The sequence below is a fragment of the Humibacter ginsenosidimutans genome, assembly GCF_007859675.1.
GTDB lineage: Bacteria > Actinomycetota > Actinomycetes > Actinomycetales > Microbacteriaceae > Humibacter > Humibacter ginsenosidimutans.
In genome coordinates this window covers 2,940,541-2,955,240 of the sequence record NZ_CP042305.1, presented here as the reverse complement: position 1 = coordinate 2,955,240, position 14,700 = coordinate 2,940,541, and the positions used below count along the sequence as shown (strand labels likewise).

Here is a 14,700-nt window from a genome sequence, read left to right as displayed (position 1 = left end):
ACCGTTCGGCTCCGGGTTGTCATGCGTCGCGCGCAAGCACGCTCTGCACGAGCGCGATGAGCGCATCGAGGAACCTGTCTCGCTCGATCGCCAGAGGCGCGGCGCCGGTGGCATCCGTCATCGTCCAGTAGTGGCTCACTGCCGAGACCACGACGGAGGCGGTCGCCTCGACGTCCAGGTGACGCGCGCTCCTCTGCGCGGCGAGCCATGTCGCGAGGGCGCGCGTGACGACGTCGACCTCATGACGTCTCACCTCGTCTGCGAGTTCGGGAAAGTCGCGCAGGTCGCGCAGCATGACGCGGTTCAGATCGCGATCGTGATCGAGGCGGGCGAGCCCGGCCTCGGCGATCGCGCGCAGCTGAACGTCGGCCGGAGCATCCTCGACGCCCTCCGAGAGGGCGACGAGAACGTCGTTGTGCGCGTCGAGCACCCGCCGCACTCCCTGTTCGAGCAGCTGTCGCTTCGACGCGACATGGCGGTACAGCCCACCCGAGCCTGGGCGTAGCCCCGCCGCCGCCTCGATCTGCGCCACTGTCGTCGCCGCGTAGCCCTGCTCGCCGAACAGCCGCATGGCGGCATCCAGCACACGTGCCTTCGCCGAAGAACCGGCTCCGACCTGTTCGATCGCCATCCGACAATCCTCTCCTCTCCGACGACGGGGATCGCGCCGGGTGCCGCGAGCACAGCCGAGTGTTCCGACCGCTTGCGCAATCAGTCTATGCGGTCTAGAAAGTAAGTACTTACTTATTTTGAGGAAAGGAATCACCGTGCGCGTTCTCATCGCCGGCGGCACCGGAGCACTCGGGGTGCCGATCGTCACACGACTGCTGGCCGGCGGCCATGACGTCATCGGCGTCACGCGAGGGCAGCCGGGCGTTGACCTGCTTCGATCGCTCAACGCTGAGGCGGTGACGGCGGATGTCCTCGACCGCGAGGCTCTGCTCCGCGCCACCGAGGGCGTTCGCGCGGATGTCGTGATCAGTGAGCTGACGGCGCTGAAGAAGGCGCCGCTCCGTCATGCGGACATGCGTCGAACCGACGTGCTGCGCACCACGGGCACCGCGAATCTGCTCGCCGCCGCTCGCGCCGTGGGTGCCACGCGCTTCATCACCCAGTCCATGGTCTTCGGATATGGCTATCGCGACCTCGGCCCGACGGCCATCACCGAGGACGCGCCTTTCGGGATGCCTCAGGGCGACGCCTTCGACGAACACCTCGCCGCCATGGCCGCCAATGAGAAACAGGCGTTCGCAGCCGAAGGGATCGAAGGCGTCGCGCTTCGCTACGGTCTGCTCTACGGAAACGACCTGGCAGCGATCGAAGCCATGCTCCGGCATCGCACCATGCCGACCACCCGTAGCGGTGGGGCGCTCCCCTGGGTGCACCACATGGATGCGGCCGCAGCCACCGTTGCGGCTGTCGAAAGAGGCGTCGGAGGCCAGGCGTACAACGTCGTCTCGGACGAGAGCGCCACGTTCGGGGCCGTTCTCGAGCAGATCGCCTCGGCCACGGGAGCACCCCGCCCCTACGTCGTGCCCACCTGGCTGGTTCGAACGATGGCGCCATACGGCGCGGCGATGATGCACGGTGTGAGCATGCTGGTGTCGAACGCAAAGGCCAGAGGCCGGCTCGCCTGGTCTCCCGTCCACCGAACAGTGCACGAAGGCGTCGCCGCGAGCGCCGACCTGCTGCGCTCCTCGACGAGCAGCTGAGTCACGACGTGTGCGACACCGAGCGCCTCGCGCTGCGGCGCTCGACGTGCAGGTAGCGGATGCGCCTCGTCCAGGCGCTCGCACTCTCGGACGACAGCGCCAGCAGCACGAGGGATGTCCAGCGGCAGGCCGAGCAGGTTGGCGCGCAGGTTCACCTGCGTGCCCCCGTTGAAGAAGTCGACGGCCGCGGCGATCACGGCGATCGCGCTCAGCGTCATGGACACGATGCGCGCCCAGTTGCTTCCGCGGTAGATGAGCGTGATCAAGGCGGCCTGCACCAGCAGACCGACGGCGATCACGACGACGGTGGTGACGGCGACAGAGCTCACGATGTCGTCGATGACGCTGCGCGGCACCCCGTCGATCTCGACCGTCAGCGACCTGACGAACGCACCCCAGTGCAGCGCCGTTCCGACCACGAACACCGCGCCCGCGACGGCGCGCAACGCGAGCAGCGCGGCGCCGAGTGTGATGGAGAGCGGGCGCCGGTCGGCCGCCGCCTTCACGACGTCGACCGTGCGCTCGAACTCCGGCCCCGCCGCCGTCGTGCGCAGATCGACGACGGGCAGGTCGCCGTCGGTGACGATCGAGTCGCCCCCGCCGTTGCGCGAGTGGTACCCGGTGGAGAAGTCCTTGATCACACTGACCGCGGCCGAGGCATCCGATCGCGTCACCGAGTGCACCACGTGATCGCGCTCGATGTCGGTGTTCGCATCGATCTTGTGCGTGATCTGCAGGGTGAACAGCGAGAACCCCACGCTGCGGTCGAACGTGGCGGCCCCGAGCCAGTCGGCCCGTTCGCCGCCCGGCAGCCGCCAGTCGTCAGGGCACTTCCAGAACCGAACGTGGTGCCGTTTGGCCGGATTGCCCTTCACCTCCTGCTGGTAGGCGAGGTCTTGCTGGCGACCGAACAGCAGCAGCGGGCTCACCGGAGCCTCGTCGTAGCTGCGGCGCAGCAGCGTCGCGGTGACGATGCGCCAGCTCGAGCGGGCGGTGACGGGGTCGGCGCGCGTCCATGCGGCATCCGCCATCGCCGTCATCAGCTGGGACTGGCTGCCCAGCACAGCGAGGTTGATCGGATCGCCGAGCAGCCCGTCGCTCGTGCGCGCCCTGCCGATGAAGTAGTTCGGCACGTAGATGCGGGTGAGGATGCTGTGCAGCCGCGGCAGCACCAGGTAAGCCAGCAGGCCCCAGAAGAGCACGAAGAAGAGGATGAGCCACCAGCCCCAGCTGAGGCTCTCGGATGCCAACAACCAGGCCAGCCAGATGGCCGCGAGCGTGGCCAGCAGAAAGTAGGCGTAGTCGATCACGCGCGCCAGACGCAGACGGATGCGCCTGGCAGGCCGCTTGCGAGGCTCCGGCTCCGGCTCCGCCCTCGACCCCGCGGAAGACGCACTGCCCGACACGGCAGCCCCGTCCCCTCCGATGGCCATGCCGCCATCGTACGGCCGGGACGTGCCGCGGCCCCGGCGTGACTCCGGGGCGCTCCGCCGCGGTTCGCCCCTGCGGCACCGTGCGATCGGTAGGCTTTCGGATGCCGCCGCGGCGACCGTCGCGACGCATCCGTCGGCGCATCCGATGCGTCGCAGCTGACGAGGGGGAAGTCAGATGACCACACCGGAACCGATGCCGGCACCAGCGCCCGCCGCGAAACGACCGGGAACGGTCACCGCCGCCTACGTCATCTGGCTGATCGGCGCGATCCTGTCGCTGATCGGCGCCATCTTCGCGCTGGTCATCGGCATCGTCGCGCTGACGGGTGGCGCCGTGTTCGGCGGCATCTACGGTGCGGCGGCGGGCAGCATCGTGCTGATGTTCGCGATCTTCGTCTTCGTGCTCGCCATCATCGAGCTCATCATCGTGAACCGCATGCGCGATGGGCGCAACTGGGCCCGCATCACGCTGACGGTGCTGGGCATCCTCTCGCTGCTCGGCACGGCCGCTCCGTGGGTCAGCAGCGGCTGGAACTCGAGCTCCTCCGGGGGCGTCGTGGGGTTCGTGATCGTGCTGCTGGCGATCATCCTCATGTTCCTGCCCGCGTCGAACGCCTACTTCGCTGCGAGGGCGTCACAACGCTACTGATCGCACGCACCTAGGGTGTGTCTGACAATTCGGGGGTCGGTGAGGATGCGCTCGGCGCGGTCGATCGCAAGGAGCCGAAGGAGAGCCTCACTGGTGGTGAGGCCGACGCCGGCTCCGCAGTGAGCGGCCGTGGCGAGCACACCGCAACCCGCCCCGAATTGTCAGACACACCCTAGGCTGAGGGCCATGTCGTTCCGCGCACTGTACGTCGACCAGCAGCTCGAGAACGGCGCGATCACCGTGCATCGGGCCCAGTTGCGCACGTTCGACGACCGAACGCTCGACGACCGGGTGCTCGAGCCGGGAGACGTGACCGTCGACGTCGACTTCTCGACCCTCAACTACAAGGACGGGCTCGCGTTGGCGGGCCGCCCCGGCGTGCTGCGGCGCTCCCCCATCGTTCCCGGCATCGACCTCGTCGGCAGGGTGCGCGAGTCGGCCGACTCGCGTTTCGTGCCGGGCGACCGCGTCGTGCTCAACGGCGACGGCATCGGCGAGAGCCGTGACGGCGGCCTGACCGAGCGCGCGATCGTGCGCGGCGAAGCCCTGGTGAAGGTCCCGGATGCCCTGGGTCAGCATCAGGCCGCCGCCATCGGCACCGCCGGCTTCACCGCGATGCTCGCCGTGCTCGCGCTCGAACGCGGCGGGGTCGCGCCGGCCTCGGGCGACGTGCTCGTCACGGGAGCGGCGGGCGGGGTCGGGTCGGTCGCGATCGCGGTGCTGGCGCGACTCGGGTACGCGGTGACGGCATCCACCGGCCGCGGCGATACGGAAGCCGACTACCTGCGCGAGCTCGGGGCATCCTCGATCGTGAACCGCGCCGACTTCACCGAGGCCGGACGGCCGCTGCAGAAGACGCGCTGGGCCGGCGCCGTCGACGCCGTCGGCGGCGTGACCCTCGCGAACGTGCTCGCGCAGACCTCGTGGGGCGGCGTGGTGGCGGCCTGCGGCCTTGCCGGCGGCAGCGACCTGCCGACGACGGTCATGCCGTTCATCCTGCGCGGCGTCACCCTGGCAGGCATCAACTCCGTCGAGGCACCCCGTGCGCTGCGCGAAGAGGCGTGGGCGCGTCTCGCCACCGATCTCGACCCGCACCTGCTCGACACGATGACGAGCACGATAGGGCTGCAGGATGCCCTGGGCGCCGCTGAGAGCATCCTCGCCGGCCAGATCCGCGGCCGCACCGTGGTCGACGTGCACGCCTGACCGCCGACACCGGCCCCGGCTACCGCGCGGCGAGCAGCTCCAGGACCTCTGACGTGGTGCCGAGCTCGCCGAGCTTCGGGAACTGGTAGGTGACCGAGGCCTCGTGCGGCTCGGCTGCGTCGGACATGGCGTCGACGACGAAGGCCACGTGATAGCCGAGTTCGTACCCGGTGCGAGCTGTCGACTCCACGCCCGACGATGTGGAGACGCCGGTGAGCACGATCTGGGTGGCACCGACCTGCTTCAGCTTCTCGTCGAGGTCGGTGGAGAGAAACGCGCCGAGCGTGCGCTTGGTCACCGTGATGTCGCTCGGCTGCTGGTTCAGCTCGGGCACGAGGACCGTGGCCTCCGCGGGAATCGTGCCCCCACCCTGACGCCCGATCGCCTTGTTGCGGTCGGTGCGTCCCGGCGCCGAACCGGCGACGTTGACGAGCACGACGGGCAGCCCCTTGGCGCGGAACGCCTCGGCGAGCTTCGCGGAGTTGTCGATGACCGTCTCGATCGGGTGTGCCGTCGGGTGGCCGAGGATGCCGGTCTGCAGGTCGATGACGACGAGGGCGGGAGTCTGTTCGAGTTCGATGCTCATGCGTGTTCTTTCGTACGAGGGCGGGCGACGACCGGGCGGTGCAGCACGGACGTTGCTGCACACAATAGTTCGCTGAGCTGATGATTGACACCAGGTATGATTTGGCGATGACGTCGGCAGAACCGCAGCGCAACGACCCGCGCGACGTGCTCGGCTACCTCGTCAAGCAGGCGCACCTCAGACTCACGGCGCGAGTGGATGCCGCGCTGGCCCCCTTCGGCTTCGATCGTCGCGCACTCGGCGTGCTCCGCGTTCTCATCGACGACGAACCCCTGTCGCAGCAGACCGTCGCCGGGCGTCTGGGCGTCGATCCGACCACCATGGTCGCCCTCATCGACGGGCTCGAGGCCGCGGGAACCGTGACCCGCACGCCCGATCCCAGCGACCGCCGACGCAACGCCGTCGCGCTGACCGCTGCCGGTCGCGACGCGTACCGCACGGCGTCCGCCGCATTCACCGCCGCCGAAGACGAGTTCCTCGCACCGCTGAGCACGCAGGATGCCGCGACCTTCCGCCGCCTCCTGCGCATCCTCATCTCCGACGAGACCGCGACCGGCACGCGGCCTTGACCCGTTGCGGCGCGCGGGCGCCTTAGGCTGGCGCCATGATCGTGATCGCGACGCTGGTGGCGGCTCTCGCCGCCGTGCTGCACGTGCTGATCTTCGTGATGGAGAGCGTGCTCTGGTCGAGGCCGAGCGTGTGGAAGCGGTTCGCCGTGCCCGACCAGGCCGCAGCCGACATCACGCGGCCGATGGCCTACAACCAGGGCTTCTACAACCTGTTCCTCGCCATCGGAGCCTTCGTGGGCATCGTCGCCTACGGCGTCGGCGAGCACGCCGTCGGGCTCACCCTCGTGTTCTTCACCCTCACCTGCATGGTGCTCGCGGCGGTGGTGCTGGTGAGCACAGGGGCGCGCTACATTCGCGCCGCGCTGATCCAGGGCATCCTGCCGCTGGCCGCCATCGTGCTCATCTTCCTCAGCGACCCGCTGACCACCTGACGCCGCCCGGCACCCCCGCAATCGCGCCACTTCTCGCGTCTCGCGCCAGGTTTTCGGGCGCGGTAGCCGAAAGCCGGCGCAATCGAGCGGTGGTCGGCTCGCGTCTGGGCGAGCGCGTCCAGGGAAGTCGTCAGACGAACGGGCGCGTCGTCGCACCGCGGATCTGCCGCGAGACGCGCTCCGGCCGGATGCCGCGCCCCACCACACGCGCCGCCACCCGCTGCACGATGGGCATCGCCGCCGACAGCGCGATGCGCCGCGGCTCGCTCAGCGGCACAGGTCCGAGATCGAGGCCCGTGCCGTTGATGATCTCGTGGGCGACGAGCTGCACCGCCTGCATGGCGCGCACGGCGGGCATCCGCCGACGCTGCACCCACGCGGAGGCGGCGTCGAGCGAGGATGCGCGTGCCCCCGCTACCGTGCCGGCCCCGCGCAGCAGCGGCGCCAGCCTGTTCGCCGTGGCGACGGCATCCTGGATCGCGTAGTTCACCCCCACGCCGAACGCCGGCGACATGGCGTGCGCCGCATCGCCGATGCACAGCAGGCCGGGTCGCGACCAGGTCTCGAGCCGGTCGATCTGCACCGACAGCAGCCTCAACTGCTTGAACGACGTGAGCTCGCCGATCACAGGTGCGAGAAAGCCCGCGGTCTGCACGATGGCGTCGCGCACCGAGCCGATGCCCTGCTTGTGCAGCTGGTCGAAGCTCCCCTTCGGAATGATCAGCCCGACCTGGTAGTAGCCCTCGCGCGGAATGGTGATGACAAGCCGGTTCTCGTCGAAGTAGCCGATCGTGTCCGGCGGCCGGTGCTCCGGGTAGGGCAGCCGCAGCCACACGACATCGATCGGGGCTCCGAAGTCGGCGAGTGGCAGCCCGGATGCCTCGCGCAGCTGCGAGTCCCTGCCATCCGCCGCCACCGTGAGCGCCGCGTGCACCTCGACGGGTCCGTCCGGCCCCTGTGCGCGCACTCCCGCGACGCGTCCCGCCGACGTCTCCCTCGCCTCCCCACCGCTGCCGCCGCGGCCGGAACCGCCATCGGTGATGAGTTCCGTCGCTTCGGTGTTCATCAGCAGCCGGAACCCTGGATACGCGGCGGCGTGCTCCGCGACGAAGTCGAGGAAATCCCACTGCGGCATGAGCACCAAGAAGTCGTTGCGACCGCTCAGCGTCTCGAAGTCGATGGGTGTGATGCGGGTGCCGTCGAGCACCGCGTCGAACGAGTGCACCGTGGTGTGCGGCAGGGCGAGGAACGCGTCGCGCAGCCCGAGCTCGTCGAGCACCTGGATGGTGGAGGGGTGGATCGTGTCGCCCCTGAAGTCCCGCAGAAAGTCGCCGTGCTTCTCCAGCACCGCGACCTCGACCCCGGCCCTGGCCAGCAGCAGACCGAGCATAATCCCCGCCGGCCCTCCGCCGACGACACAGCAGTCGACGTCGACCCTGGTCGGCGCGACGGAGCGGGCGCGAGCCATCGCTAGCCGATGACCTCGTCGGCCGGCCCGTCGGCGCCCGGCCTGATGTCGCGCAACGCCTCGACGAGCTTCGCCGCGTGCTGCGTCGACACGACCACGCGCGAGAAGCCCTCCGCCACCTTGACGGGCTCGGCAAGGGCCGCATCGCCGCCTCCGGTCGTCGCGGCTTCGCCGGCCGCATCGACTTGCGCGCCGTCGTCCGCTGGTGTGGCGGCATGCTTCGCGTCGTTCGCCGAGGCATCCTTCTCCGACGCGGCGGAGTCGGCATCGGGCTGCTCGATGTCGATCACCACGGCCGAGCGCTGCTTGCCTTTCAGCACGAGGAAGTCCTTGCCGCCGTGGAACTTCCACGTGCCGACGGCGAGCGTCAGCGGGATGCTCGCGCCGGGCGCCCGCACCCCGCGAATCCAGATCCACGGGTCGGCCGTGATGGCCACGGAGCGGATGCTGTCGCGCGGCACGACGATGTCGTCACGGCGCAGCGCGAGCGCCTTCTCCGCACGGGTGAGGCGGATCTCGAGACGGTCACGGTACACGTGGAAATCGGCCATACGACTAGTCTGCCGGGTCGGGTTCACCCCATCGGGAATGCGACGGATGCAGCAGCAGACGTTACAGAACTGAAGCCTCGCCTCGCTGTGCCTGCAACACACAGCAGATTCTCGAGACCAGCGACGAAAGGAGCGCACGCCCCGCCGACCGAAGTCGTGCGGGGCGTGCGCCCTCATCAGCGGATCGGCCGGGCGATCAGAGCGTCCTCCGCTTCCTGCGCCGTACGACCGCGATCGCAGCCGCTCCGGCGAGGAGCACGAGAATCGCGATCATCGCCACCCCGCCCACGTCGTACGGCAGGCCGGTGTCGGCCAGCGGCGCCTTCGCGGCGGACGGCACGCTGGATGCCGGCGCGCCCGGCTTCAGCACGACGAACGGCAGCGAGACCGCCGTCTTCGAGACATCGCCGGAGAACTCCACCGTGTGGCGTCCGACATCGATCCCGGCCGGGACGGTGAACGAACCGGTGATGGTGCCCTGCGCGTTCGCCTTGACCGTTCCGAGCGACAGCGACGACGAGTGCATCGTCATGGCCACGGTCTCGCCGGGGGCGAAGCCGTCACCGGTCAGCTGCACGACCTGACCGACGCTGCCGGCGCTCGTGGACAGCACGACCTCCGGCGAGTACGTCACCGGGGGAGTCGAGCCCGAGACCGTCACGGCCGCGCCAGCAGGCACGTCCGAGGTCGCACCGACGGCCGTGATGGTGTGATCGCCAGGAGCGGCCGCCGACGGAACCGTGATGGATGCCTCCAGGTCTCCCTTCCCATCGGCCGTCACGTCCTGCTTGACCGACGGAGTCGTGTCGAGCGTGATCGTCACCTTCTCGTCGGGGGCGAAGCCCGAGCCCTTCACCGTCACGGAGTCGCCGGGCTTCACTGTGCTCGATCCGCTCACAGCCAGCGTCGGCGAGTACTGCGGGGTCGCAGGCTCGACGTGCGCCTTGAGCGTGGTCGCGGCACTCGTGTCCCGATCGACGGCAGTGACCGAGATCGTGTAGTCGCCGGCATCCGCATACGTGTGGCTGCCGGTGATGGTTCCCACCCCGTCTTTCACTGTGACGTCGGCGTCCTCGGTCGTCGTGGCATCGCCCCACTGCACGCGTGCGGTGTAGCTTCCGTCGGCGATCGGATCGCCGCCGGAGACCGTGCCGAGCGAGACGTGCGACGCCGCGCCGGCGGTCGCGGTCACATCACCGGCTGCCTTCACGGTCAGCGGCGCCGCCTGCGTGCCGTCGGTGGCGATCGCGAACACGTGGATGCGACCCTGCGACGTCTCGCTGGTGCCCGACTGGTCGGGCAGCGTGATCGACGCCACAGTCTTGCCCTGCGGGATCGTGTACGGAGCCGTCGCGAACAGGAACGGCACCGCAGTGTCCTTCGCTCCGCTCAGGAGCCGGTATCCGGACTTGGCCACGATGATGTTCCCGTACGACGGGGTGCCGTTCGAATTGCCTCCGATGGTCCAGTCGCTGAACTGCATGGGCACGCTCGCGGTCGAGCCGTCCGTGAAGGTCACCGTGCCGGTCGTGTCCTGGTTGCCCTGGGTGCCGGATCCGATGAACGACAGCTGCGTGGCATCCTTCGGAAGGTCGAGCCGGATGGACTGCCCTGCACCGATCGCGTTGTCCGGCTGTCCGGCCGCGACGACCGGAAGCGCGAACGCGAGGTCGGTGCCCGGCACCGTCACACTCTTGCCTGCTGTCACGCCCGCGGCCTGGAGCGCCTGACGCGAGTACGACCAGTTCTTGCCGTCGCAGTTCGCACCCGGCACGCCATCGTCTCCGATGCAGACCCGGTCGAATGCGCCGACCAGGCTGTCCGCGGCCACGTACGACACGTTCACGTCCGCCGTGGCGACCGCGTGCGTCGTGCCGTCGCTGACGGTGATCGTCGCACGGTACACACCCGGTTCGGCGAATGTGTGCTGGCCGGAGAGCGCATACGAGCCGAAGCCCTGCGCGGTCACGGTCACGTCATCCGAAGGCGTTCCGTCGCCCCAGTCCACGCTCGCCGTGTAGCCGGAGGCATCCTTGGCGACGCCGCCTGTCACGGTTCCGAGTGCGAGCTTCGCCGCGCTTCCGGCCGTCGCCGTGAGGCCTGTGGCCCCCGTGACGGCGATCGCTCCGCCCGTCGTTCCCTGGGGGTCGGCGAGCAGCTCCAGTTCGGCGATGCTCGGCGATGCGCTGGTGGACGCCGTGACGTTCAGGCGGTACTGCTTGAACGAGCCGGGTTCGCTTACCGTGAAGGGTTCTGTCTGCTGCCGATAGGCGAACGTCTGGTTCGTGCGCTCATCCACCGTTGTCCATGTCGTGCCGTCGTTCGATCCCTGCAGCTGCCACGACTTCGGGTCGCCGGCCGATGTTCCGGAGGTGATCGTGTATTGCTGCACGGTCTGCTTGGCGTGCGCGTAGGTGAACGTCACCTGCGGCTCGTCGGAGGAGAACGTGACCTGCGTGTCCGACGTGTTGTCGAACAGCGCCGCCGTGTTCTCGCCGTCGCGGCTCGTCCCTGTTCCGTACTGGGAACCCGTGGAGTCGGCGAGCGGATCGGCCGGCTTGTCGCCTGTGGTCAGGGACTTGGGCGTGTTCGCCGTTCCCCAGTCGGACGCGGTCGCTCCCATGCTGAAGTCGAGCGTCGTCGTGTCGGCCGAGGTCAGCTCGCTCTGGTCGATCGACGTGCTGTCGTGAACTGCGCCGTTCACCGTGAGCCCCTGCACATAGACGTTCTTCGTGCTGTTGTTCTCGGCGTTGACCACGATCGTCTTGCCCGCATCGGTGGTGACGGTTGCGTTGTCGAACTGCGGGGAACCGATCAGCCACGACGACGACCCAGCCTGGTCGGGGTAGATGCCCAGCGAGCTGAGCACGTACCACGCCGACATCTCGCCGTTGTCCTCATCGCCCGGGTAGCCCTGGCCGATCTCGTCGCCGACGTACAGACGCTGCATGATCTGCCGCACCAGGGCCTGGGTCTTGGCGGGGTCGTTCGTGTAGTCGTACATGTACGGAATGGCGTGGGCCGGCTGGTTGCTCATTCCGAGCTGACCGAGCCGCGTGTCGCGCGCCTCAGCCTGTTCATGGATGATGCCGCCGTTCAGTCCCGTGTTGTTCGCGACTTCCGGCGTGGAGAGGTAGAGGTCGAGTTTCTTCTCGAGTGCGTCCTTGCCTCCCAGCAGGTTCGCCAGGCCGTTCACGTCCTGCGGCACGGCGAAGCCGAAGGTCCATCCGTCCGTCTCGGTGTAGTCCCCGCTCCAACTGGTCGGGTCGAATGCCGACGATGAGAACGCGCCGCTGGAGTCCTTGCCTCGGAAGAACCCGGTCGAGGGGTCGAACAGGTTCACATACTCCTTCGCGCGGTTCGTGAAGTACGCGGCGTCATCCTTCAGCTCCTGGATGCGTTCGGGGTGGTTCTTCACGATGTCGGGGTCCGTGGCGAGCTTGGCCGCCATGTTCCCGATGCCGAAGTCGTTGATGTAGCCCTCAAGCGACCACGAAACGCTCTGGCCGAGCGACGTCGAGGTATAACCGAGGAACTCGGAGGTGTCCAGACCTTTCCGGCCCGTCGCCGAGTTCGACGAGACGACCGTGGCATCCTTCACCGCGGCGTCGAACGTCGCCAGCGGATCCTTCAACTGCACGCCGCGCATGTAGGCGTCGGCGAATGCGACGTCGGCGCTGGTGCCGGTCATCATGTCGGCATAGCCAGGCGACGACCAGCGCGCGATCCACCCGCCGTCACGGTACTGCTGCACGAAGCCGTCGATGATCTCGGAGGCGAACTTCGGATAGAGCAGCGAATAGGCCGGCCACACGGTGCGATACGTGTCCCAGAAGCCGTTGTTGACGTAAAGCTTGCCCGTCACGATCTTCGCACCCGTCGCCGTCGTCGAGGAGCTTCCGGTCGCGGCGCTCACCGGGCTGGCGTACTGGTACACGGGGTTCGCCGCCGTACCGGTGTTCTCGAACTGCTCGTTCGGGTACAGGTTGAGACGGTACAGGTTCGAATAGAGGGTCACGAGCTTGGTGTCGGAGGCATCCTTCACCTTGATCACGCCGAGCTTCTTGTTCCACGCATCCTGAGCGGCCGTCCTGATGTCGTCGAAGCTCTTGCCCTGCACCTCATATCCGAAGTTCTTCTTCGCCTGGTCGACGCTGATGTACGAGGTCGACAGGCGCAGGGTCACTGTGTGGTCACTCGACGTGTCGAACTGGTTGTACGACGAGCCTGCATGCGAACCAGACAGGTTGCCCGTGCCCGTCGGGGTCAGCGTTCCGTCGTAGGCACCGTAGACGTACATGCGGGTGCGTCCGTAGCCGCTGCCGTTGTCGACCCAGCCGGTGAACGTTCCATCCTGCGAGAGTGAGAACTGCCCGTTGTCGTCTGTCGTGTCGAGCACGATGCTGCTCGTCTTGTTGCCTGCAGGGAACGTGAAGCGCTCGATCACGCTGTGGTCGGCGGGCGTCATCTCCGCCTTGATCCCGTCCTTCAGGGTGACCCCGTAATAGTCCGGCTGCGCCACCTCGTCGTCATGGCTGAACTCGATACCGCGAGACGCGGCGTTACCCGACGGGGTCGCGGCCAGCGAGGGCATCACCGACACCTGGTCGCGGTCGCCCATCCACGGGCTCGGCTCGTGCGAAACGCCGAGGCCCTGGAACACGGGAAGGTTGTTGTTGTCGTTGGCCTCCTTGTAGAGGTATTCGCGAGACTGCGAGGTCGCATCCGTCAGCGGCGTGTAGAAATTGAAGCCGTTCGGCATGGCCGTGACCGGCAGCGTCGCTCCGCGCGAGAAGGTGCCGTCGGCATCCGACCCACGCCGGGTGTCGACGTAGTTCGTCAGGCTCGAGCCATCGATCTTCGGCGTGGTCGCGTCGATCTTCAGGTCGTCGATCCAGCCCTGGAACTGCGTCGTGGCCGTGGCATCCGGGTTGTCGTAGCTGAACAGGATGCTGTCGATCGTCTTGCCGCTCGCGACGGCTCCGAGGCTCGACTGCACGTCGTTCCATTGCGCCGCGTACAGGATCTTCGACTGCCCCTGACCCTGAGCGGTCAGCGGATAGTCGTGTTGGTCGGTGGCTCCGAGATCGGAGAGGTAGGTGCCATCGGTGAAGAGGATGTCCACCGCCGCGTACGTCGACGGATACTGCAGGTCGCCGTTGGTCAGCTCGGGGAAGATCTTGTACTCGAGCCGCGAGCCATCGCCCACCGGGATGTTCAGGCCTGAGTAGAGCACGTTGGTCTCTGATGCCTCGCCCTTGGTGACCGCCTCACCCGAGTACTCGAGGGCCTTGAGACCGGTGAACCCCACGCCCGCCTTGATGTTGTAGCCCGCCGTCGGTCCGTTGCCCACCGCCGTCAGCATCGGCTGCTGCTGAGCGTTCGGGTCCGCGGCCTGGATGAGGTTCCAGTCACCGAGCTGAACGTCGCCGTCTCCTCCGTTCTTCGTGACGGTGAGCCGGAAGTAGCTGTATGCCGCCTGCTTGTCGGCGGACACCGTGAAGCTCTGGCGCTGGAACCGGCTCGCGAACGAGACACCGCTGCGCGTGTCGATCGTGGTCCAGTTCGAGCCGTCCGTGGAGCCCGCAACGGTCCAGTCCTGCGGGTCTCTGGTCGGGGTGTCATTGGCGCTGGTCAAGGTATAGCTCGTGACCACATGCGGCTCGTTGAAGTGATACTGCGCCCAACCCGTGTTCGCCTTCACCAGCCACTTGGTGCTGGGGTCGGAGTCGGCCAGCTTGGACTCCACCTCGTTCGGCGGGTTGTCACCGCTCGCTGTGATCTCGGCGACGCTCTTGGTGAAGTCGCCGGGGTTGGACCCGGTCGCGCGCACGTTCTTCTGCAGATCGGCACCGTTCCTGGTGGCGACGATGCTGACGAGCGGCTGCTGATCGCCCGACTCGAATGAGGTCGAGAAGCTGCCCGGGGTGGCAGCCACGGCTGGTGATGCGGCGAGCGCCGAGGAGCCGACGACACCCCCGATCACGAGGAACGTGAGCGCGGCGCGCCGCAGTGCGGCGCGTCGCGGTCGTGTGGGTTGGGACATTCTTGGTCCTTCTGTTGCTGGCCGACTCATGCGTGTGTCGGCGGTGTGC

Annotated in this window: 10 protein-coding genes and 1 pseudogene; 5 read left to right on the top strand and 6 right to left on the bottom strand. The window is 68.0% G+C overall.

All coding sequences use genetic code 11. The annotated features are described in order from the left end of the window. Window positions 1-19: 19 nt before the first annotated feature. Complete coding sequence (locus FPZ11_RS13625; RefSeq protein ID WP_168203834.1) at window positions 20-631, bottom strand: TetR/AcrR family transcriptional regulator; 612 nt, start codon at window positions 629-631, stop codon at window positions 20-22. On the opposite strand from FPZ11_RS13625, the pseudogene FPZ11_RS13620 reads away from it, so the two are divergent. Then, window positions 570-1,394, top strand: a pseudogene (locus FPZ11_RS13620) (NAD-dependent epimerase/dehydratase family protein); the annotation flags it as partial. The gene FPZ11_RS13625 and the pseudogene FPZ11_RS13620 sit on opposite strands and share 62 nt — an antisense overlap. Window positions 1,395-1,525: 131 nt before the next feature. Here the strand turns inward: FPZ11_RS13620 and FPZ11_RS13615 are convergent. Next, a complete protein-coding gene (locus FPZ11_RS13615) occupies window positions 1,526-3,145 on the bottom strand; it encodes an LssY C-terminal domain-containing protein (protein ID WP_246846264.1) in 1,620 nt (539 codons plus the stop codon). 175 nt (window positions 3,146-3,320) lie between these two features. On the opposite strand from FPZ11_RS13615, the gene FPZ11_RS13610 reads away from it, so the two are divergent. Both FPZ11_RS13610 and FPZ11_RS13605 read left to right on the top strand, forming a co-directional pair. Next, window positions 3,321-3,794, top strand: a complete 474-nt coding sequence (locus tag FPZ11_RS13610) for a hypothetical protein (RefSeq protein WP_146321689.1) — start codon at window positions 3,321-3,323, stop codon at window positions 3,792-3,794. Window positions 3,795-3,980: 186 nt separating this feature from the next. Further along, the gene (locus FPZ11_RS13605) at window positions 3,981-5,000 is read left to right on the top strand and encodes an MDR family oxidoreductase (RefSeq protein WP_146321688.1); all 1,020 of its coding nucleotides are present in this window, start codon (window positions 3,981-3,983) and stop codon (window positions 4,998-5,000) included. Window positions 5,001-5,019: 19 nt separating this feature from the next. Here the strand turns inward: FPZ11_RS13605 and FPZ11_RS13600 are convergent, their stop codons facing one another. Further along, complete coding sequence (locus FPZ11_RS13600) at window positions 5,020-5,586, bottom strand: isochorismatase family protein (RefSeq protein ID WP_146321687.1); 567 nt, start codon at window positions 5,584-5,586, stop codon at window positions 5,020-5,022. Window positions 5,587-5,693: 107 nt separating this feature from the next. Here FPZ11_RS13600 and FPZ11_RS13595 point away from each other — a divergent pair, with 107 nt between their 5' ends. After that, window positions 5,694-6,155 carry a MarR family winged helix-turn-helix transcriptional regulator gene (locus tag FPZ11_RS13595; protein ID WP_146321686.1) on the top strand — a complete coding sequence of 154 codons (462 nt, stop codon included), beginning with the start codon at window positions 5,694-5,696 and terminating at the stop codon, window positions 6,153-6,155. Between the two features lie 35 nt (window positions 6,156-6,190). Continuing rightward, the gene (locus FPZ11_RS13590) at window positions 6,191-6,586 is read left to right on the top strand and encodes a DUF1304 domain-containing protein (protein ID WP_146321685.1); all 396 of its coding nucleotides are present in this window, start codon (window positions 6,191-6,193) and stop codon (window positions 6,584-6,586) included. A gap of 130 nt (window positions 6,587-6,716) precedes the next feature. On the opposite strand, the gene FPZ11_RS13585 is transcribed toward FPZ11_RS13590, so the two are convergent. The 3 genes from FPZ11_RS13585 to FPZ11_RS13575 all read right to left on the bottom strand — a co-directional run bounded on the left by FPZ11_RS13585 (window position 6,717) and on the right by FPZ11_RS13575 (window position 14,651). Next, window positions 6,717-8,054 (bottom strand): FAD-dependent oxidoreductase, encoded by a 1,338-nt coding sequence (locus FPZ11_RS13585; protein WP_146321684.1) that lies wholly within the window; start codon window positions 8,052-8,054, stop codon window positions 6,717-6,719. A 2-nt stretch (window positions 8,055-8,056) separates the two neighbouring features. Beyond that, entirely contained in the window at window positions 8,057-8,605 is a 549-nt protein-coding gene (locus tag FPZ11_RS19925; protein WP_246846263.1) for a hypothetical protein, read from the bottom strand. Window positions 8,606-8,801: 196 nt separating this feature from the next. Next, window positions 8,802-14,651 (bottom strand): GH92 family glycosyl hydrolase, encoded by a 5,850-nt coding sequence (locus FPZ11_RS13575; protein WP_168203833.1) that lies wholly within the window; start codon window positions 14,649-14,651, stop codon window positions 8,802-8,804. Window positions 14,652-14,700: the final 49 nt, after the last annotated feature.